General features: G+C 69.7%; 17 protein-coding genes and 1 pseudogene. 5 read left to right on the top strand and 13 right to left on the bottom strand.

All coding sequences use genetic code 11. The features are described from left to right. The first annotated feature begins 23 nt into the window (after positions 1–23). Positions 24–383 carry a hypothetical protein gene (locus ACIF83_RS33900; protein ID WP_399732627.1) on the top strand — a complete coding sequence of 120 codons (360 nt, stop codon included), beginning with the start codon at positions 24–26 and terminating at the stop codon, positions 381–383. Between the two features lie 115 nt (positions 384–498). Here ACIF83_RS33900 and ACIF83_RS33895 read toward each other — a convergent pair whose 3' ends face one another. The 4 genes from ACIF83_RS33895 to ACIF83_RS33880 form a co-directional block, all read right to left on the bottom strand. Next, entirely contained in the window at positions 499–1917 is a 1419-nt protein-coding gene (locus tag ACIF83_RS33895) for a sugar porter family MFS transporter (RefSeq protein ID WP_393480397.1), read from the bottom strand. A gap of 203 nt (positions 1918–2120) precedes the next feature. After that, positions 2121–5735 carry a chromosome segregation protein SMC gene (smc, locus tag ACIF83_RS33890; protein ID WP_398139753.1) on the bottom strand — a complete coding sequence of 1205 codons (3615 nt, stop codon included), beginning with the start codon at positions 5733–5735 and terminating at the stop codon, positions 2121–2123. A gap of 244 nt (positions 5736–5979) precedes the next feature. Continuing rightward, on the bottom strand, positions 5980–6183 hold the full coding sequence (locus ACIF83_RS33885) for a hypothetical protein (protein ID WP_023546484.1): 204 nt from the start codon (positions 6181–6183) through the stop codon (positions 5980–5982). Positions 6184–6564: 381 nt separating this feature from the next. Continuing rightward, positions 6565–6846 (bottom strand): acylphosphatase, encoded by a 282-nt coding sequence (locus tag ACIF83_RS33880; protein ID WP_393480403.1) that lies wholly within the window; start codon positions 6844–6846, stop codon positions 6565–6567. Positions 6847–7031: 185 nt separating this feature from the next. Between ACIF83_RS33880 and ACIF83_RS33875 the strand changes: the two genes are divergently transcribed. The 3 genes from ACIF83_RS33875 (at position 7032) to ACIF83_RS33865 (ending at position 9185) form a co-directional block, all read left to right on the top strand. Further along, positions 7032–8126, top strand: coding sequence for a CAP domain-containing protein (locus ACIF83_RS33875; protein WP_399732622.1), 1095 nt, complete (start codon positions 7032–7034; stop codon positions 8124–8126). Then, the gene (locus tag ACIF83_RS33870) at positions 8102–8353 is read left to right on the top strand and encodes a hypothetical protein (protein WP_399732619.1); all 252 of its coding nucleotides are present in this window, start codon (positions 8102–8104) and stop codon (positions 8351–8353) included. Before ACIF83_RS33875 ends, ACIF83_RS33870 begins: the two co-directional genes overlap by 25 nt. 466 nt (positions 8354–8819) lie before the next feature. Next, positions 8820–9185 carry a hypothetical protein gene (locus ACIF83_RS33865; RefSeq protein ID WP_398139756.1) on the top strand — a complete coding sequence of 122 codons (366 nt, stop codon included), beginning with the start codon at positions 8820–8822 and terminating at the stop codon, positions 9183–9185. A 278-nt stretch (positions 9186–9463) separates the two neighbouring features. Here the strand turns inward: ACIF83_RS33865 and ACIF83_RS33860 are convergent, their stop codons facing one another. Next, a complete protein-coding gene (locus ACIF83_RS33860; RefSeq protein ID WP_393480413.1) occupies positions 9464–10048 on the bottom strand; it encodes a flavodoxin family protein in 585 nt (194 codons plus the stop codon). Between the two features lie 136 nt (positions 10049–10184). Between ACIF83_RS33860 and ACIF83_RS33855 the strand changes: the two genes are divergently transcribed. Beyond that, entirely contained in the window at positions 10185–10577 is a 393-nt protein-coding gene (locus ACIF83_RS33855; protein WP_393480416.1) for a winged helix-turn-helix transcriptional regulator, read from the top strand. Positions 10578–10634: 57 nt separating this feature from the next. Here ACIF83_RS33855 and mutM read toward each other — a convergent pair whose 3' ends face one another. The 8 genes and pseudogenes from mutM to ACIF83_RS33815 all read right to left on the bottom strand — a co-directional run bounded on the left by mutM (position 10635) and on the right by ACIF83_RS33815 (position 18971). Then, a complete protein-coding gene (mutM, locus tag ACIF83_RS33850) occupies positions 10635–11492 on the bottom strand; it encodes a bifunctional DNA-formamidopyrimidine glycosylase/DNA-(apurinic or apyrimidinic site) lyase (RefSeq protein ID WP_393480419.1) in 858 nt (285 codons plus the stop codon). Between the two features lie 88 nt (positions 11493–11580). Continuing rightward, positions 11581–12396, bottom strand: coding sequence for a ribonuclease III (rnc, locus tag ACIF83_RS33845; protein WP_399732614.1), 816 nt, complete (start codon positions 12394–12396; stop codon positions 11581–11583). 8 nt (positions 12397–12404) lie between these two features. After that, a complete protein-coding gene (gene rpmF, locus ACIF83_RS33840) occupies positions 12405–12578 on the bottom strand; it encodes a 50S ribosomal protein L32 (protein WP_003951102.1) in 174 nt (57 codons plus the stop codon). A 2-nt stretch (positions 12579–12580) separates the two neighbouring features. Next, the gene (locus tag ACIF83_RS33835; protein ID WP_398139759.1) at positions 12581–13225 is read right to left on the bottom strand and encodes a YceD family protein; all 645 of its coding nucleotides are present in this window, start codon (positions 13223–13225) and stop codon (positions 12581–12583) included. A 155-nt stretch (positions 13226–13380) separates the two neighbouring features. After that, on the bottom strand, positions 13381–14436 hold the full coding sequence (locus ACIF83_RS33830) for an ATP synthase F0 subunit B (protein ID WP_399732611.1): 1056 nt from the start codon (positions 14434–14436) through the stop codon (positions 13381–13383). A gap of 57 nt (positions 14437–14493) precedes the next feature. Next, complete coding sequence (gene coaD / locus ACIF83_RS33825) at positions 14494–14973, bottom strand: pantetheine-phosphate adenylyltransferase (RefSeq protein ID WP_393480782.1); 480 nt, start codon at positions 14971–14973, stop codon at positions 14494–14496. A gap of 26 nt (positions 14974–14999) precedes the next feature. Further along, a pseudogene (gene rsmD, locus ACIF83_RS33820) lies at positions 15000–15590 on the bottom strand (16S rRNA (guanine(966)-N(2))-methyltransferase RsmD); the annotation flags it as partial. Between the two features lie 156 nt (positions 15591–15746). Continuing rightward, the gene (locus tag ACIF83_RS33815; protein ID WP_399732608.1) at positions 15747–18971 is read right to left on the bottom strand and encodes a helicase-related protein; all 3225 of its coding nucleotides are present in this window, start codon (positions 18969–18971) and stop codon (positions 15747–15749) included. Positions 18972–19071: the final 100 nt, after the last annotated feature.

Here is a 19071-nt window from a genome sequence, read left to right as displayed (position 1 = left end):
TCCGGCGGTGATCCACTGGACCCATGACGCTTGGCGTGGACGTGGTCGCCCGGGGTCCGAACGGGGAGTTCGACGTGCTCGACGTGCCCGAGAGGTGCGACGACTCGGCCGGCTTCGAGTCCTGGCGCTGGGAGGTGTGGGGATCGGACGTGGTGCGCTCGCTGGGCGCCCGTTACCTCCCCCTGCTGAACGGCGACTGGATGGAGGTCCCGACCGAGGAGCTGCCCCTGTTCCTGGAGGAGGTCGCCCTGTTGCGCACCCACCTGGACATGATCGCCGGGGTGATCGGGTTGCATCCGTCGTGGATCGAGGGCCGCCCGAACAACATCGAGGCGGCGACACTGCGTGCCCAGCGGCTCGGAGCCCGCATCCTCATCCGGTGACCACGCCCGTACGACACACCGTCGCCCCCGCTCGGGCAGTGGCCGAGCGGGGGCGACGGACGGTACGAGGAGCCGGGCAGCGGGGACTTGGCCCGTCTCCTCGGGATTGTGGGGCCTAGCCCATCTCCTCCAGCGCCTTGCCCTTCGTCTCCTTGACGAACTTCAGGACGAACGGGATGGAGAGCGCGGCGAAGACCGTGTAGATCACGTAGGTGCCGGACAGGTTCCAGTCGGCCAGCGACGGGAAGCTCGCGGTGATGGCCCAGTTGGCGATCCACTGCGCGGCGGCGGCCACGCCCAGGGCGGCGGCGCGGATCTTGTTCGGGAACATCTCGCCGAGCATGACCCAGACGACCACACCCCAGGACAGGGCGAAGAAGAGGACGAACAGGTGGGCGGCGACCAGGGCGATCCAGCCCTGGGTCGCGGGCAGCTTGCCGTCGACCAGGTGGTGGGAGAACGCCCAGGCCTCGAGCGCGAGGCCGACGGCCATGCCGACCGAGCCGATGAGCGCGAGCGGCCTGCGGCCGATGCGGTCCACGAAGATCATCGCGATCACGGTGCCGACGATGTTGATGATCGACGTCGTGAAGGAGTAGAAGAACGAGTCCGTCGGGTCGACACCGACCGACTGCCACAGCGTCGAGGAGTAGTAGAACGCGACGTTGATGCCGACGAACTGCTGGAACACGGAGAGGCCGATACCGATCCAGACGATCGGCTTGAAGAAGAAGCCACCCCCGAGCAGGTCCTTGAAGGTGGACTTGTGCTCGCTGTTCATCGCCTGCTCGATCTCGGCGACACGGGCGTCCAGGTCACGGTTGTGACCCTCGACCTCGGCGAGGATCTCGCGGGCGCGGTCACGCTTGCCGACGGAGATCAGGAAGCGCGGGGACTCGGGGATCGCGAAGGAGAGCAGGCCGTACAGCGCGGCCGGGACCACCATGACACCGAGCATGACCTGCCAGGCCTCCAGGCCCATCAGCTTGCCGCGCTGGTCGCCGCCGGCGGCGTTGAGCAGGCCCCAGTTGACCAGCTGCGAGATGGCGATGCCGATGACGATCGCGGCCTGCTGGAAGGAGCCGAGGCGGCCGCGGTACGCCGGCGGGGCGACCTCGGCTATGTAGGCGGGGCCGATGACCGAGGCCATGCCGATGGCGAAGCCGCCGACGACGCGCCAGAGGGCGAAGTCCCACAGCGAGAAGGGCAGGGCCGAGCCGACGGCGCTGACCGTGAACAGCAGGGCGGCGATCTGCATCACGCGGATGCGGCCGATCCGGTCGGCCATGCGGCCGGCGGTCGCGGCGCCGATGGCACAGCCGATCAGGGCGATGGCGATGACCTGGGCAAGGGCCGCGGAGCCGATGTCGTAGCGGTCGCGGATGGCCTCGACGGCACCGTTGATCACGGAGCTGTCGTAGCCGAACAGGAAGCCGCCCATCGCGGCCGCCGCCGCGATGAAGATGACATGCCCGAGATGCTCGGGCTGAGCCGTCCTGGCTCCTTGCTGAGGTGCCTGCGCTGTGCTGGTCACGAAAAAACTCCTCGGGCCACGGCAACGCTGCCGGGTGGGGGTGAGCCCTCTCAGGTGGTGACACCTGAAGGTAAAAGCAACGTTGCAGAGACTATGCCTTCAAGTTTCGAAGTCAATAGTTCGACTGCTGTGAGTTTTGAGATAGGCCCAAGGGTTCTGTGTTCAATAAGTGAACACAGGGTCAGTTGATCTTGAGGGTTTGCCTAACGGAGGCGCTGAGAGATGACCTTCGACACGCCGTCGCCCTGCATGGACACGCCGTAGAGCGCGTCGGCGACCTCCATCGTGCGCTTCTGGTGCGTGATCACGATCAGCTGCGAGGACTCCTGCAGCTCCTGCATGATCCGGATCAGCCGCTGGAGGTTGGTGTCGTCCAGGGCGGCCTCGACCTCGTCCATGACGTAGAACGGGCTCGGCCGGGCCTTGAAGATCGACACCAGCATCGCCACCGCGGTCAACGACCGCTCGCCGCCGGAGAGCAGGGACAGCCGCTTGACCTTCTTGCCCGGCGGGCGGGCCTCGACGTCGACGCCCGTGGTGAGCATGTTGTCGGGGTCGGTCAGGATCAGCCGTCCCTCGCCGCCCGGGAACAGCCGGCTGAAGACGCCCTCGAACTCGCGGGCGGTGTCCCGGTAGGCCTCGGTGAAGACCTGCTCGACGCGCTCGTCGACCTCCTTCACCACCTGGAGCAGGTCGGCTCGGGTCTTCTTCAGGTCTTCGAGCTGCTCACTGAGGAACTTGTGGCGCTCCTCCAGCGCGGCGAATTCCTCCAGGGCGAGCGGGTTCACCTTGCCGAGCTGCTGGTAGGCGCGCTCGGCGGCCTTGAGCCGCTTCTCCTGCTCACCGCGCACGAACGGCCTCGGCTGGTTGCGCGGGTGCTCGGGGTCCTCCGGCAGCTCCTCGCCCTCGGCGGGCGGGGACGGCGGTACGAGCTGATGGGGGCCGTACTCGGACATGAGCCCCGCGGGCTCCACACCCAGTTCCTCCAGCGCCCGGGTCTCCAACTGCTCGATCCGCAGCCGCTTCTCGGCGCCGAGCACCTCGCCGCGGTGGACGGAGTCGGTGAGCTTGTCGAGCTCGGCCTTGAGGTCGCGGCCGGCGGTGCGCGCGGCGGTCAGCTCCCGCTCCCGCGCGGCCTTGGCTGCCTCGGCCGCGGCCCGCTCCTGCTCGGCGCGGGCCAGGGACACCTCGACATGCGCGAGCAGCTGGCGTGCACCGGAGGCGACAGCCTCCGCCACCGCCGCCTCGTGCCGCAGCCGCGCCCGCCGCTGCTCGGCACGCACGCGTGCCTCGCGCTCCGCGCGGGCGGCGCGGTCCAGCGAGTCGGCCCGCCCGGCGAGCCCCTTCACCCGCTCCTCGTGCGTACGGACCTGGAGCCGGGCCTCCATCTCGGTCTGCCGGGCGTTGGCGCCGTCGGCCGCGAGCCGGTCCCGCACCGAGGTGTCCGGCTCCTCCTCGACCGGCATCTCCTCGGCCACGGCCAGCCGTTCGGCCAGCTCCTCGGCGTCCTGTACGGCCTTGTCGAGCGCCTCCTGCGAGCGAGCCGCCGCTGCCGTGGACCGCTCGGCCTCCCCGGCGGCACCGCGCGCCTGCCCCGCGAGCCGCCCCAGCTGCTGAGCCACGGCCGACTTCTCCCGGTCGGCGGCCCGGCGCCGCTCCCCCAGCTCCTCCACCAGCGCGGCGGCCTCGGTGCGCCGCGCGGCCGCCGCGTGCTGCGCCTCGCTGAGTTCCTCGCACCGCACCGCGAGCTCCTCCAGCTCCGCGGCGGCCTCGTCCACGGAGGCCTGTACCTCCAGCAGACTGGGCGCTCCGGCCGACCCGCCGTGCGCGAAGTGCGCGCCGAGCAGGTCGCCCTCGGCGGTGACGGCGGTCAGCTCGGGGTGGGCGTAAACAAGGTCCTCGGCGTCTTCGAGCGTGCCCACGACGACGATGCCGCGCAGCAGGCGGCGCACGGCGGGCATGAGTTCGGCGGGGCCTCGGACGAGATCCGCCGCAGGAGGCGCCGTGGTGGGCAGTTGGTCGGCCGCGGGTTCGTCGTGGCTGGTCGCGTAGTCCGCCGCGCCCCTCTGGGGCGCTGTCCCGCCGCCGGTTTCCTCCGGCGCCCCCGCCAGCAGCAGCGCCGCACGGCCGCCGTCCTGCTTGCGCAGGAGCCGGATCGCCTCGGCCGCGGATGCCGGTGTCGTCACGGCGATGGCGTCGGCCGCCGCACCGAAGGCTGCGGCCAGGGGAATCTCGTGGCCCGGGGTCACCGTCAGCAGTTCCGCGGCCGGGCCCAGGAGTCCGGTGAGGCGGTCCCGGGCTCCCAGCAGTATGCCGGTGCCGTCCTTGCGCCGGAGTCCCAGCGCCAGCGCCTCGTGACGGGCCTGGGTCGCGGCGCGCCTGCGTTCGGCCGCGGTCGCCGCCTCGCGGGCCGCGCTCAACGCGGACTCGGCCTCGGCGAGCTGCCGCTTCGCCGCCTCGTGCTGCTCGGCCAGGTCCGCGTCGCCGGCGTCGAGGCCGTCGACCTCGGCCCTGAGGGCCTCGTACTCCTCCTGGGCGGCGACGGCACGTTCCTGTGCCTCGTCGCGGGCGGCGGCCAGGCGGTCGATCTCTGACTGGGCGGCGGCGGCTCGCGAACGGGCAGCGTTGACCTGGCCGTTGAGCCGGGCCAGACCCTCGCGGCGGTCGGCGATCGCGCGGGCCACGTCCTTCAGGCGCCGCTCCTCGACGGCCAGTTCACGCTCCAGCTCGGCGCGGTGCGCGACCGTGTCCTCCAGGGCCCGCTCGGCCGCCTCCAGGGCCGCCTCCAGCTCGGCCTCCTGCTCACGGATGCGGGCGGCCTCGCGCTCCATGTCCTCGGGGTCGCGGCCGCGCCGCTCCTCAGGAGGTGCGGAGGTGGCGCTCTTCACCCGGGCGTCGGCCAGCGAGATCGTGCCGCGCACCCGCTCGGCCAGCTGGGACAGTTCGTACCAGGTCTGCTGGGCGCCCTGGAGGCGCGGCGCGAGCTGCCGCACCTCGTCCTCCAGCAGGGCCTCCCGCTGGAGCGCCTTCTTCAGCTCCTGCTCGGCGGCTTCCCTGCGCTCCTTGAGGGCCGCCTCGTCGGCGATCTCGGTCTTGAGGGCCTCGCGCAGTCGTACGAGGTCGTCGGCGAGCAGGCGCAGGCGCGCATCGCGCAGGTCGGCCTGGATGACGGCGGCCCGGCGGGCGACCGCGGCCTGGCGGCCGAGCGGCTTGAGCTGGCGGCGCAGCTCGTCGGTGAGGTCCTGCACGCGCGCGAGGTTGGCCTGCATCGCGTCCAGCTTCCGCAGCGCCTTCTCCTTGCGCTTGCGGTGCTTCAGCACACCCGCGGCCTCCTCGATGAAGGCGCGGCGGCCCATCGGGTCCGCGTGCAGGACGGAGTCGAGCTGGCCCTGGCCGACGATGACGTGCATCTCGCGGCCGATGCCGGAGTCGGACAGCAGATCCTGGATGTCCAGGAGACGGCAGGTGTCGCCGTTGATCTGGTACTCGCTGCCGCCGTTGCGGAACATGATCCGCGTGATGGTGACCTCTGCGTACTCGATGGGCAGCGCCCCGTCGGAGTTGTCGATGGTCAGGGACACCTCGGCGCGGCCCAGCGGCGGGCGGCCGGTGGTGCCGGCGAAGATGACGTCCTCCATCTTGCCGCCGCGCAGCGACTTGGCGCCCTGCTCGCCCATGACCCAGCTGAGCGCGTCCACGACGTTGGACTTGCCCGAGCCGTTCGGGCCGACGACACACGTGATACCCGGTTCGAACCGGAGCGTGGTCGCCGAGGCGAACGACTTGAACCCGCGGAGGGTCAGGGCCTTGAGGTGCACGCCGCTGGACTCTACCTTCCGCCGCTATCTCACTCCACGAACACTCGCAACCCCACGGTTTCGCCGTTGAACATGCAGGGCACACCAGACGTTAAAGACAGTGAAAGGATGCGGGGGAAAGAAAGAAGGGACGCCGAAGCGTCCCTTGCAACTCTGACGGCTGGGTCTCAGTCGTCTGACAACTGTGCGGTTGATTACGGGCAGCCCAACCGCTGCGACTGCTGTTGTGGAGCTGATGCAGCGATCAGGTGAGCGCAGGCTCCGCCTGGTGTGCGTCGATGCTCTCCATGATCCTGTCCTGAGAGGCGGCAGCCGTCAGCGCGTCGTTCTCCGCCTGGATCCGTACGAGCTCGGACTCCAGGTCCTGGACACGCTGCTGCAGCCGTCGCATCTCGGCGAGGAGTCGAGGGTCGGAGCCGCCGACGTAACCGAGAAGCGCCTTTGCCATGATGGATGGTCCTCCACACTGAGTGACCGACCGATGCGGTGTGGGTCGTGAGGGATCGCACCCGCGGTGCTTGACACACTCGAGTGTTGCTCTGCCGTTCTTACATGCCAAACAGCTAAGGTGCGCGGGGCTTTCAGCGTCTCACCAAAAAGTTTGACGGTCAACACGATCACACCCTGTATTGGCGGGCAAACCCGGGGCGCGCGGCCTACGAACGGCGGCGCTGCTGCTCCTGCGGGGCCCTCAGGGCGTGACGATCAGCTGTATCGGTGGAGCCTGCCATGCCTCGCCCTTCTTGGCAACCACCAGCCCATTTCTGCTCCGGGCATGTGCCCGGGGCAGATCGCCGCGGGTCGGCCTGCGGGGCTTTACAGAATCGGGTCAGCGGATGGCGAAGCCGTCGTAGCCCCCGCGGGGTGTGTCCCAGATCTCGGTGACACCGTCCACATACCCGGGCGTGTCGCCGCCCCCCAGCCAGTCCAGCAGACCCTCGCAACCCGAGCGCGGCCCTTCCGCAACCACCTGGACGCGGCCGTCGCCCAAATTGAGAGCAAAACCACTCAGACCGCCGATCTCCAGCGCCTTGGCCCGCGTGAACCAGCGAAAACCCACACCTTGGACGCGCCCACGGACCCAGGCAACCAGTCGAACATCCTCGCTCATGCGTGCAACCTAATGGACCAAAGTCACTCGGAACACTTCCCCCCTCACCCGTATGGGGTACCGTCCCGACCCAATGCATCTCATATGAAACTCACTGGATCGAGTGAGTTGGGTTGACCGGAGGTCAATCGCCACCGAGGCGCCGCGCGCCGGGTCGACCCCGCGAGACGAGAGAGGGCAAGGACATGGGACGCCACCGACGCTCCGCCGCCGGCCGCGCCGCCCCGGGCCGCGCCACGGGGGTCACCCACACGACCCGCCCCGTCACGGGCGACGAAGACCCGCTGAACTCGTACGCGGGCCACCGCGCCCCCATGGGCATCGCGCCGTACCTGAACCCGGAGGCGTACGCCGAGGCCAACGCCAGGAGCACGGCCTACCTGTACGCGATGGACGGCGAGCCGTCGTGGGACGCCTCCGGCAGCAGTGGGTTCAGCCCGGCCGGCGGTCCGTCCCATGGCCACCGGCACCGCAAGAAGGTCGCGAAGCCGGTGCGCACGGGTCTGCTCGGGATCTCCGCCGCCGTTGCCCTCGGTACGGTCGCGGTGACCACCGGTGCGGTGCCGGGCCTGCAGCACTACCAGCTCGGCGGCGGCTCGCACACCACCGGCGGCGACCGGGTGCAGGCCGCGGACTCCCCCAGCAACACCACCACCGAGCAGGGTGGCACCTCGGGCAGCGCGGACAGCCCGGTCGGTGGCTCGCCCTCGAGCCGTGACACGGAGCCCTCGTCGTCGCCGACCCCGTCGGCGTCGGCCTCCGCCTCCGAGTCCGCCTCGGCCTCGGCCACCCCGACGAAGAAGCCGAAGCCGGCCGCCAAGCCGAAGCACACCCCGTCGCCCAAGGCACCCAAGGCGCCCAAGGCACCGACCGCGTCCTCCGCGCCGGTGACGGTGTCGGCCCAGGCCGCCGCCGAGGCGGAGGTGCTGAAGCTCGTCAACGAGGAGCGGGCGAAGGTCGGCTGCAGCGCGCTGGCGGCGAACTCCTCGCTGACCAGGCTGGCCGAGGCGTTCAGCGACGACATGGCCGCGCGCAACTTCTTCGACCACACCGACCCGGACGGGGCGACCCCGTGGGACCGGGCAGCGAAGGCAGGCATCACCGGCCTCGGCGGCGAGAACATAGCCCGCGGCCAGGCGGACGCGGCGGCCGTGATGCAGGCCTGGATGAACAGCCCCGGCCACCGGGCCAACATCCTGAACTGCGACTTCAAGACCCTCGGAGTCGGCGTGCACATCGGGTCGGACGGCCCTTGGTGGACGCAGGACTTCGGCTACTGAGAGATTCCCAGGTCACAGGCCTGAGCGCGGATGAGGGGCGCCCCGTCGAGGGCGTCGAGGGCGTCGAGGGCGTCGAGGGCGACGAGGGCGACGAGGGCGACGAGGGCGACGAGGGCGACGAGGGCGACGAGGGCGACGAGGGCGACGAGGGCGACGAGGGCGACGAGGGCGACGAGATGATCCTCGCCTCTGCCGCCCACGTGTCGGAGTGCGACTTCGACGCCTGATCAACCGGTCCGGGTGCGAGCGTCCCGTGCGACGAGCACCGGCGCACCGGCGGGTCCGCGCTGTCACGACCACGCCCTGCCACCGCTCGACCGGATCGACACGGCCCGCCTCGCAGCGGGTCCCCCGAACAGAGGTCCCCCGTCGTTACCGAAGCCATTGGGCCGTTCGAAGGAGTTGGGGCAGCGAAGACAGCCAAGGGTGTCACGGGCCGTCAGTTGCTCTTTTTCCTGCTCTCGGCGTGATTCCAAGCCGGGACAGAGGTGGCGCCCAGGCCCCTCCCCGGTGTCAATGGCCCATACAAGGGAGAGTTACGGATATATCTGCACTTTGTAACGCGAATCCTGTCCCTGGCTCGGTGTCGCCGTGGAGGGCCACAGTGTGGGGCCTCGGCACCGAGCCGGGAACTTCGGAAAGCACGCCCGGCCCGACCAGGGTCGGTGTGCACGAACGTGAGGTGACAGATTCATGTCTGTTTCTCGTACGGCGGCCCGCCTGATCGCCACCTGTGTGGCTTCGGGCGCGCTCGTCGGCGCGGCCGCCATGCCGGCCCTGGCCGCCGGAGTCGGCCATGACCGCGACAACGGGAGGGTCTACTCGGACAGCCACAGGGGTGACCACGACGGCCACTTCGGCGACCGGGGCTGGGACCGTGACCGTGGCTGGGGCCACGACCGGGACCGGGACCGTGGCTGGCACCACGGCTGGGACCGCGACCGTGGCTGGCACCACGGTTGGGACCGCGACCGCGGCTGGGGCCACGACCGGGACCGGGACCGTGGCTGGCACCACGGCTGGGACCGGGATTACGACCGCCCGCTCGGCCACCGCTAATCCACCCTGGAGGCTGTGCTGCGACGCGGAGGCTCGCACCCTCCGCCACCCGTCGTCATGACCGGCACAGCCGCTGCACCCAGCCGGAGGGCCGAATACCGTTTCTTGCGGTCTTCGGCCCTCCGGCCACGTGTCACACCGTACGGTCGTTGCCCGGGTACCGCACCCCCACGTTCAGCAAACCGCGCGGTGAGGCAGGCAGATGACACGGCCGCAGGTCACGGACCCGGCCCTTCACTTCTTCGGTTGCCGAGACAGCCCGTCGGGCGCTGAGCGCCTTACGCGGCGGCGCGGCCCAGTGCGAACACCTTCGCCGTCTCCGCCACCCGGCGGCCCAGGTGCTCCGCCGTGGCCACGTCTGCCTTGTGCACGCCCTCCGGGCCCTCGTCCACGTTGGTCTGGGCGGCCGCGCCCGCGAAGACGCCGAGGCGGTTGAGGTCGTGCTCGGAGCCCTCGCTGTTGTTCCAGCCGGGGTGCAGACCGAGGTTGACCCAGTTCATGCCGTGCTGGGCGGCGAGGATCTGGAAGAACTGCAGGGTGTGCAGCTTGTCCCCGCTCTTGGAGCCGGAGTTGGTGAAGCCGGCCCCCAGCTTGTCCTTCCAGTCCTGGCCGAACCAGCGCTTGGAGGACGCCTCGGCGAAGACGTGGAAGGCGCCGGAGGCGGTGCCCATGTAGGTGGGCGAACCGAAGACGATCGCGTCGGAACGGTCCAGGGTCTCCCACTGCTCGTCGGTGATCTCGTCCACCTTGATCAGGTGCACCTCGGCACCGGCTTCCGCGGCGCCGGCGCGGACGGCCTCGGCGAGCACAGCGGTGTGGCCGTAGCCGGAGTGGTAAGCGATGGACACAACGGGGGTGGTCACGATGATTGCTCCTCTTAGGCAAGCCAAGCACTCGAACAGCCCGAACGGGCAGCTCATAAGCAGTGACCATAGGAAAGCACTAACTTCTGGATAGTGCAACCTGGTGGTTAGCGCTGCGCTCGCGTACCCTTGCGGCATGACCGGCATGACCCAGGATCAGGACGACCTCGCGTACAACGTGTTCGCCAAGGCGTGCCCGTCGCGCGGCACGCTGGAGCACGTCACGGGCCGTTGGGGCGGCCTGACGCTCGGCGCGCTGTACGAGGGCTCGCTGCGCTTCAACGAGCTGCGCCGCCGCGTCGACGGCGTGAGCGAGAAGATGCTGTCCCAGACCCTGCATGCGCTGGAGCGCGACGGCCTGGTGCACCGCGAGGCCCAGCCGACCAACCCGCCCCGCGTGGACTACTACCTCACGCCCCTGGGCCGCCGGGTCGCCGAGCGGCTGCTCGCCCTCATCCACTGTGTGGAGGGCTCGATGGACGACGTCCTCGCGGCCCGCGAGGCGTACGACACCCGGCAGCCGTCGTAGCCCGACCGGGAATTCAGTCCTCGTCGCCGTCCCCGGGCAGCGCCACGGGGGCTCGGGTCAGCCCTTCCGCGGTGGCCGCTGGCACTTCGGGCAGAAGTAGCTGGACCGGTTCATCCAGGGGCGGCGGCGCATGGGGGTGCCGCACCGTTTGCAGGGCAGGCCCTCACGGCCGTACGCGTCCAGGGACCGGTCGAAGTAGCCCGACTCGCCGTTGACGTTGACGTACAGGCTGTCGAAGCTGGTGCCGCCGACGGAGAGGGCCGCATTCATCACGTCGCGGACGTGGCCCAGCAGTTCCGTCGTGACCGGGCGGGTGAAGTTGGCCGTGGGGCGCTCGTAGTGGATGCGGGCGCGCCACAGGGCCTCGTCCGCGTAGATGTTCCCGACCCCGCTGATCAGCGACTGGTCCAGCAGGGCCCGCTTGATGGTGGTCCGCTTGCGCCGCAGGGCCAGATGGAAGGCCTCGTCGTCGAACAGCGGGTCGAGGGGGTCGCGGGCGATGTGCGCGATGACGTCGGGCAGGCCCTCGGGGGTGTTGTCGTGCAGCGAGAGGCCGCCGAAGGTGCGCTGGTCCACGAAGCGCAGCTCGGTGCCCAGGGAGTCGGCGAAGCGGACGCGGATGCGCAGATGCTTCTCGTCCGGCGTCTCGTGCGGCTGCACCAGCAGCTGGCCGCTCATGCCGAGGTGGGCCAGGACGGACTGGTTCGTCTCCTCCAGCGGCAGCCACAGGTACTTGCCGCGCCGGCTGGGGGTGCCGATGTGGTGGCCCTTGAGGCGGTGCGCGAAGTCGTCGGCGCCCGCGATGTGCCGGCGCACGGCGCGCGGGTGCAGCACCTCGACGTCGGCGACGGTGCGATGGGCGACCCACCGCGCAAGACCCCGCCGGACGACCTCGACCTCGGGCAACTCTGGCATCTGGACCCCCCGTACGGACCGGTGGATGAACCGAGCGCCCGCCCGGAGACAGGCTTCGGACGGGCGCTCGGTGTTGTGCTCTTGTAGGTCAGGCGGTGGCGGACGACGTGTCGTCCTTCGTGGCCTCCTTGGCGCGCTCGTCCGCCGCGGCCCGGATGGACCGCCAGGCGGACTCGGCGGCCTGCTGCTCCGCCTCCTTCTTGCTGCGGCCGGTGCCGGTGCCGTACGAGACGCCTCCGACGCGGGCGGCAGCAGTGAAGGTCTTCTCGTGGTCGGGGCCGGTCTCCGTGACCAGGTACTCGGGCACGCCGAGCCCCTCGATCGCGGTGAGCTCCTGGAGACTGGTCTTCCAGTCCAGGCCGGCTCCGAGGTTCGAGGACTTCTCGATCAGCGGGTCGAAGAGCCGGTGCACCAGCTCGGACGCCGCATCGAGGCCCCGATCGAGATAGACCGCGCCGATCACCGCTTCAAGGGTGTCGGCAAGGATGGACGCCTTGTCCCGGCCGCCCGTGCCCTCTTCACCCCGGCCGAGCCGGATGAAGGCGCCCAGGTCGAGGCCGCGGCCCACTTCCGCCAGCGCACGCGAGTTGACCACCGCGGCCCGCAGCTTGGCCAGCTGGCCCTCGGGCAGGTCGGGGTGGATGCGGTACAGCGTGTCCGTGACGACGAGGCCGAGCACGGAGTCCCCGAGGAACTCCAGCCGCTCGTTCGTCGGCAGACCGCCGTTCTCGTACGCGTAGGAACGGTGGGTCAGCGCACGCACCAGAAGGGCGGACTCGACCTGGTAGCCGAGCCGCCCTTCCAGAAGCGTGTGGGACGAGGCCGTGTTGTCCGCCTTCTTCTTGGCGGGTGCGTCCGCCTTGGCGTCTTCCGCCTTCTTGGGACTGGACACAGTGCCTCTCACCAGCCCGCTCAGACTTCGAGGACCTGGCGCTTGTTGTAGGTGCCGCAAGACGGGCACGCAATGTGCTGCTGCTTGGGCTCGTGGCAGCGCTCGCACGCAACCAGGGTGGGGACCGCAGCCTTCCACTGCGACCGGCGGTGGCGCGTGTTGCTGCGCGACATCTTCCGCTTCGGAACAGCCACGGCTACTTCTCCTGCTTCTCGTCGACGCCCGCTTCGGCGCCGCTCATCTCGTCCTTCTCGCCGTCTTCGAGTGAACCGGCGAGTCCCTGCAAAGCCGCCCAACGGATGTCGACGGCGTCGTGGTGGTGGTCCGGGTCGTCCACGAGCCGCGCTCCACACTCGGAGCACAGACCGGGGCAGTCGTCCTGGCACACCGGCTGCATCGGCAGTGCGAGCACCACCGCATCGCGCAGCAGAGGTTCGAGGTCGAAAAGTCCGTCCTCGAGGAAGAACCTGTCCTCGTCGTCCTCGGCGTCGTCGCCCGGTTCCGCGATCACGCGGCCCCGGTCGTCGGCGTCAGGGTACGAGAACAGTTCCTGGAAGTCCGCTTCGAGCTCCAGCCCGACCGGCTCCAGACACCTTACGCACTCCCCCTCGGCCTGTGCACGGGCGGTGCCTGTGACGAGCACCCCTTCCATGACCGACTCGAGTCGGAGTTCGAGCTCCAGCGGGGCGCCTTCCGGCACTCCGATGACTCCCTGGATACCGAGATCCGCGGGAGCGTCGATCTCGCGGGTCAGGCGCTGCAGCGCGCCAGGACGCCGACCCAGCTCGTGCGTGTCGAACACGAGGGGGTTGCGGTGGTCGAGGCGGGCGTTGGGAGCCATTCCTGCTTTCGATCTTCAAACTCGGAGGGACGTCACCCGTCGGTGTTCCCGGGCAGCGTTGATCGCGGACGTACGCGCGACCGAAGAGCCAGGATACTGGACCTTTCGCTCAGGACCCAATCCGGTACCCGGCCTTACGACCTGTCGGACCGGCCCTACAGGCCCCGGCCCTGCTCGTAGGCGCGCAGCTGCTCCGCACTGATCATGCTCGTGTCGAAGAGGCTCGTCTCGTCGAGAGCGTAGCCCTGCTGGGACTGGGGCTGCTGCTGAGGCTGCTGGGGCTCGTAGGCGGCCTGCTGGACCTCGTAGCCCTGGAAGGCGTAGGGATCGGCCTGCTGGTAGCCGTACGGGTCCTGCTGGGCGTAGTCGGGCTGCTGCGGGAAGCCCGCGTACGGGTCCGGCTGCTGCTGGTAGCCGTAGGCCGGCTGCGGCTCGTACGACGGCTGCGGTGGCTGGGCAGGCTGGGACTGGGCCGGGCGCTCGGCCGGGGTCTCGGCGAGGGCCGCCAGGTCGGCGAGGTAGTCGGCGTCGCTGGAGTGCTGGAACGTCGTGGTGTCGTCGGCGAGCGCGCCGAGGTCGTCCGTGGCGATCCGGCCGTGCAGCTTCTGCCGGCCGCGGCCGACGGCCTCCAGGGTCTTGGCGAGGACCGCCTCGAAGGCGCCCAGTTTGGCGTCGACGTAGGCGTCCGCGTTGTGGCGCAGGGTCTCGGGGTCCTGGCTGCGCTCGGGGGCGTCCTCGTCCTCGTAGCCGTTCTCGTCCAGGCCGGGCCCGGTGCCGAGCAGCTTCTCGCGGCCCCGGCCGACCGAGCCGAGAGTCTTGGTGAGGACGACCTCGAAGTTGGCGAGCTTGGAGTCGACGTAGTCGTCGGCCTCGGCGCGGACCTCCTCGGCCTCCGTGCGGGCCTCGGCGAGGATCCGATCGGCCTCGGCCTGGGAGCGCCGGGCGATCTCGGTGTCGGAGATCAGCGAGCCGCGTTCGGCGTGCGCGTTCCCGATGATCCGCTCGGCCTCCTGCCGGGCCTGCTCGACCATCTGCTCACGGTCGCCGATCAGCTCCTGCGCCTGCGCGAGGGAGCCGGGCAGGGCCTGGCGCACCTGTTCGAGCATCGCGAGCAGCTCGGCGCGGTTGACCACGCACGACGCCGACATGGGCATGGACCGGGCGCCGGAGACCGCGGAGACGATCTCGTCGAGCTTCTTCTGGACGTCCACCTGTGCTCGCCACTCTCTACAGCTGTGTTGGAGACGGACGGGACGACTGTAGCCCGTTCAGTCCTTGCGCAGACGCGCGTTGAGGGCCTCGAGGACGGAAGGCGGCACCAGGTGGGAGACGTCGCCGCCCCAGGCCGCGACCTCCTTGACGAGCGAGGAGGACAGGAAGCTGTAGGTCGGGTTGGTCGGTACGAACAGCGTCTCGACTCCTGTGAGGCCGATGTTCATCTGGGCCATCTGGAGCTCGTAGTCGAAGTCGCTGACCGCGCGCAGGCCCTTCACGATGGCCGGGATGTCGCGCTGCTTGCAGTAGTCGACGAGGAGACCGTGGAAGGACTCGACGATCACGTTGCCGTACTCGGCGGTGACCTCGCGGATCAGCTCGATCCGCTCGTCGATCTCGAACAGGCCCTTCTTGGACTTGTTGATCATCACCGCGACATAGACCTCGTCATACAGACGGGAAGCGCGGGCGATGATGTCGAGGTGTCCGTTGGTGATCGGGTCGAACGACCCGGGACAGACGGCGCGGCGCACTTGTGATCCCTCGCTCTCCGGTCCGGTCATCGTGCGTCTTCGCACGTAGAGGCGGCGCGACCGTACCAAAACGTTCCCTCGCCGTAACGACGGGACCGGAGGGCCTCGAAGCCGTCCGGCCAGTGGAATTCACCGCCTCTGGTGCTGCGCTCCACGGTGACGAGGGCTTCCTCTGCGAGCCAGCCCTCCGAACGGAGTGTGAGCAGAATCTCCCGAAGATCGTCGTCCCCGACGGCGTACGGGGGGTCCAGGAAGACGAGGTCGTACGGCTCTGCCGGGGGTGCTGTTCTGATGATCTGTTCCGCTTTGCCTGCCCTCACCTCCGCGCCGGGAAGGTCCAGGTTTTTCACGTTCTCGCGGACGATCTTCGCTGCGCGGGCGTCCGCCTCGACCAGGAGGGTGTGGCTCGCGCCTCGGGACAGCGCCTCCAGGCCTACGGCGCCGGAGCCGGCGTAGAGGTCGAGGACCCGTTCGCCGTCCAGGGGGCCGCCCAGGAGGGATTGCCAGGTGGAGAAGAGGCCCTCGCGTGCGCGGTCTGATGTCGGCCGGGTTCCGGTGCCGGGCGGCACTGACAGGCGGCGTCCGCCAGCTCGGCCGGCGATCACGCGGGTCATTTGGGGGTCCTTCGTCGTGGGCGGCTTTACGGTTCAGTCTGGCAGGCGAAAGGGGGTGGGGCCTTATCGCTGTCGGCCACCGACGGTCCGTGGAAGGCTTGTCGCGCCCCGCGGCGGAGCCGCACGTCGATACAGCCCCGCACCCCTACGTACTCACCTCTAGCCCTTTTCCAGGTACTGCTCTCTCTCCTCGTCCAAGAGGGCGTCCAGGGCCGTGCGCAGGGCGGGCAGGTTGGTCAGCTCCGGGTCTGCCGCCACGACCGCCGCTGCCTCCTCCCTCGCCTCGGCGATGACCTCCTCGTCCTCGATGACCGCCAGGACCCGGAGGCTGGTACGGGCGCCGGACTGGGCCTGGCCGAGAACGTCGCCCTCGCGGCGCTGTTCCAGGTCGATGCGGGAGAGTTCGAAGCCGTCGAGGGTGGACGCCACCGCGTTCAGCCGCTGGCGGGCGGCGCTGGCCTCGGGCATCTCGGTGACGAGCAGGCACAGGCCGGGGGCCGAGCCGCGGCCCACGCGGCCGCGGAGCTGGTGCAGCTGGGAGACGCCGAAGCGGTCGGCGTCCATGATCACCATGGCGGTGGCGTTCGGGACGTTCACGCCGACCTCGATGACCGTGGTGGCGACCAGGACGTCGGTCTCGGCGGCGGCGAAGCGGCGCATGACCGCGTCCTTGTCGTCGGGGTGCATACGGCCGTGGAGGACCTCGACCTTCAGGCCCTGGAGGGGGCCCTTGGCCAGGTGATCGGCCACGTCGAGGACGGCCAGGGGCGGGCGCTTCTCGGCCTCGTCCTCCGGGGACTTCTTCGCCTTCTTCGGGTCGGCCGCCTCGTCGATGTCGTCGCCGATCCGGGGGCAGACGACGTACGCCTGATGGCCGTTCTCCACCTCCTCGCGCACCCGCTCCCAGGCGCGGGCCAGGAAGTGCGGCTTGTCGGCGGCAGGGACCACGTGGGTGGCGATCGGGGAGCGGCCGGCCGGGAGCTGGTCCAGGACGGAGGTCTCCAGGTCGCCGAAGACGGTCATCGCGACCGTGCGCGGGATGGGGGTGGCCGTCATGACCAGCAGGTGCGGGGGCTGCTTGCCCTTGCCGCGCAGGGCGTCGCGCTGTTCCACGCCGAAGCGGTGCTGTTCGTCGACGACGACCAGGCCGAGGTCGTGGAACTGCACCTTGTCCTCGATCAGGGCGTGCGTGCCGATCACGATCCCGGCGTCCGCGGTGACGAGATCGAGCAGCGCCTGACGGCGTGCGGCGGCGCCCATGGAGCCGGTGAGCAGCACGACCTTGGTGGCGTGCTCGGCGCCGCCCAGCATTCCGCCCTCGGCCAGCTCGCCCATCATCTCGACGACGGACCGGTGGTGCTGCTGGGCGAGGACCTCGGTGGGCGCGAGCATCGCCGCCTGGCCGCCGGCGTCGACCACGGCGAGCATGGCACGGAGGGCCACCATCGTGTTGTGCGTCACCGCGAAGTGGTCGGTGACATAGGCATGGCTGGGGTGCGCGACGCTGATGCACTGGACCGGCTTGCGCCCCACGTACTCGACCGCCCGGATCCCGCGCCGGAAAGTGTCGCACTTCGGCCGCGGGCCGACGCGCTCTGCCTTGCGGGTGAGCCTGAAGGGGGCGTACTCGTCCGGCAGTGCCACAGAGACGTTGAAGGCGGACTTCTTGGGCAGGATGCGCGCCCGGCCGCCCAGCGACCGCACAAGCCAGGCGACGTCCTCCGCCAGCCTCACCGATGCCGAGCACAGGGAAATACTCATGCCGTTTGCGTCAACAGTGCCGTCGGTGTCCAGGAGGCCCTGCAGGAGAGCGAGACGGTTCTTGATCGATGTGTTCTTGAATTCTTCGGGGATGAACTTGCCGTGCGAAGTCCGGCCCCACAGGCCCAGGTCGCGCAGGATCTGAATGACGGGATTGCGGACTCCACCCGAGCACTGAGTCAGCTGAATCGTGTAGTCACATCGGGAACCAGTTACCGGAACGAGCCGACACTCAGGCCCCACAGAAGCTCCCACCGCGTCACGGATCTCCGTGTCGATGGTGGAGATCCGCAGCTCGTGCCGGAATGAGCCGTCACCGAGCAGGAGCCCGAACAGATAGGGGTCGAGAGGGAGTACGGAGTCGTCGCCCAGGTCCACGGGAGTCGCCGCCGGGAGGTACCACTTCGACGATCCGTTGGCCTTCAACAGGTCGTGACGGATTTCCCGTGTGGTCATCACCTTGGGCTGCTGACCGCGATGCCAGGCACAACTCGTGCCAACGATCCAGAGGTGTTCGTCGTCGCATTCCACGGAACTGTCGTCGGAAAGCACGACACGCCACACATCTCGCTCGCCCTGCGGAAAGACTCCGTCGATGAGGGCGATCTCTCCGGCGGGCACGACGACCTCATCCCCCACCTGCATGTCGCCCATCCGCCGGAAACCCGCCGGTGTCAGGACAAGCGAGTCCAGCGGCTGCGCCTTTCCCGATCCGACCTCCCCCTGCAGCAACCGGTGCATCGGATGCTCCGTCGCCAGGTCGTCGAAGATCTCCTTGGAGACCTTCTGCTGGCCCTCGGTGAGGGTGAAGGGCAGGCGGTCGTCGAAGGCCGTGAGGATGCCGTCGGGCTTCGGCCGGCGTGGCACGGCGGGGAGTTGGGCGTCGGCGTGGCGGCGGCGGGCCAGGGCGACCTGGAGGACGAAGGCCTCGTCCCACTTCAGCCGGGCGCGGGCGTCGGCGATGTCGGCCTTGGTGTGCGGGCGGTGGATCTTGAGCAGGGCCTCGGGGAGGGTGACCAGGCCCCGGCCCTCCCGGAGGGCGGGCGGCAGCGGGTCGAGGGCCTCCTGGGCGCTGGGCAGCACCGTCTGGACGGCCTTGCCGATCTTCCAGGACTCCAGCTTGGCGGTGGCCGGATAGATGGGGATCAGGGCGCCGGCCCAGGTCTCGACGGTCTCGTCGCTGTCGCCGCGCAGCAACTCGTAGGCGGGGTGGGCGAGTTGGAGGCGGCGGTTGAAGACGGAGACCTTGCCCGCGAACATCGCGCGGGTGCCCGGCAGCAGCTCCTTGTGGGGCTTGTGAACGCCGTTGCCGAAGAAGACCAGTTGGAGCCGGCCGTTGCCGTCCGTGATGGTGACCTCCAGCCGCTGGCCCTTGCCGCGCGGGGCCTTGGCGGAGGCGAAGGTGTGCAGGCGGGCGTCGGCGACCTGGGCGACCACCGTGACGTGTTCGTCCATGGGGAGGTCGGCGAGGTGTGTGAGCTGGCCGCGCTCCTCGTATCTGCGCGGGTAGTGGTGCAGCAGGTCGCCGACGGTCTGCAGGCCGAGGTGCTCGGCCATCACCTTCGCGGTGGCGGGGCCGAGCACCTTCTTCAGTGGTTCTTCCAGTGCGGGCACGAGATCCATTGCACACCACGGCACTGACAATGCCGAAGACGTGCCCCCTCAGGTCGGCTCGCTCTTGCCGTAAACGTACTCGGAAGCGCTGGTCAGGGGTGCTGTTCCG

It is taken from the genome of Streptomyces sp. NPDC085866 (genome assembly GCF_044541035.1).
Taxonomy (GTDB): Bacteria; Actinomycetota; Actinomycetes; order Streptomycetales; family Streptomycetaceae; genus Streptomyces.
This window is presented reverse-complemented; position numbering and strand designations above follow the sequence as displayed.

What these genes read in the sequence shown, in the direction of transcription:
- ACIF83_RS33900 (WP_399732627.1), top strand. Translation starts at nt 24, where the DNA reads ATGACGCTTGGCGTGGACGTGGTCGCCCGGGGTCCGAACGGGGAGTTC.
- ACIF83_RS33885 (WP_023546484.1), bottom strand. Translation starts at nt 6,183, where the DNA reads ATGGCAAAGGCGCTTCTCGGTTACGTCGGCGGCTCCGACCCTCGACTC.
- ACIF83_RS33880 (WP_393480403.1), bottom strand. Translation starts at nt 6,846, where the DNA reads ATGAGCGAGGATGTTCGACTGGTTGCCTGGGTCCGTGGGCGCGTCCAA.
- ACIF83_RS33875 (WP_399732622.1), top strand. Translation starts at nt 7,032, where the DNA reads ATGGGACGCCACCGACGCTCCGCCGCCGGCCGCGCCGCCCCGGGCCGC.
- ACIF83_RS33865 (WP_398139756.1), top strand. Translation starts at nt 8,820, where the DNA reads ATGTCTGTTTCTCGTACGGCGGCCCGCCTGATCGCCACCTGTGTGGCT.
- ACIF83_RS33855 (WP_393480416.1), top strand. Translation starts at nt 10,185, where the DNA reads ATGACCGGCATGACCCAGGATCAGGACGACCTCGCGTACAACGTGTTC.
- mutM (WP_393480419.1), bottom strand. Translation starts at nt 11,492, where the DNA reads ATGCCAGAGTTGCCCGAGGTCGAGGTCGTCCGGCGGGGTCTTGCGCGG.
- ACIF83_RS33835 (WP_398139759.1), bottom strand. Translation starts at nt 13,225, where the DNA reads ATGGCTCCCAACGCCCGCCTCGACCACCGCAACCCCCTCGTGTTCGAC.
- ACIF83_RS33815 (WP_399732608.1), bottom strand. Translation starts at nt 18,971, where the DNA reads ATGGATCTCGTGCCCGCACTGGAAGAACCACTGAAGAAGGTGCTCGGC.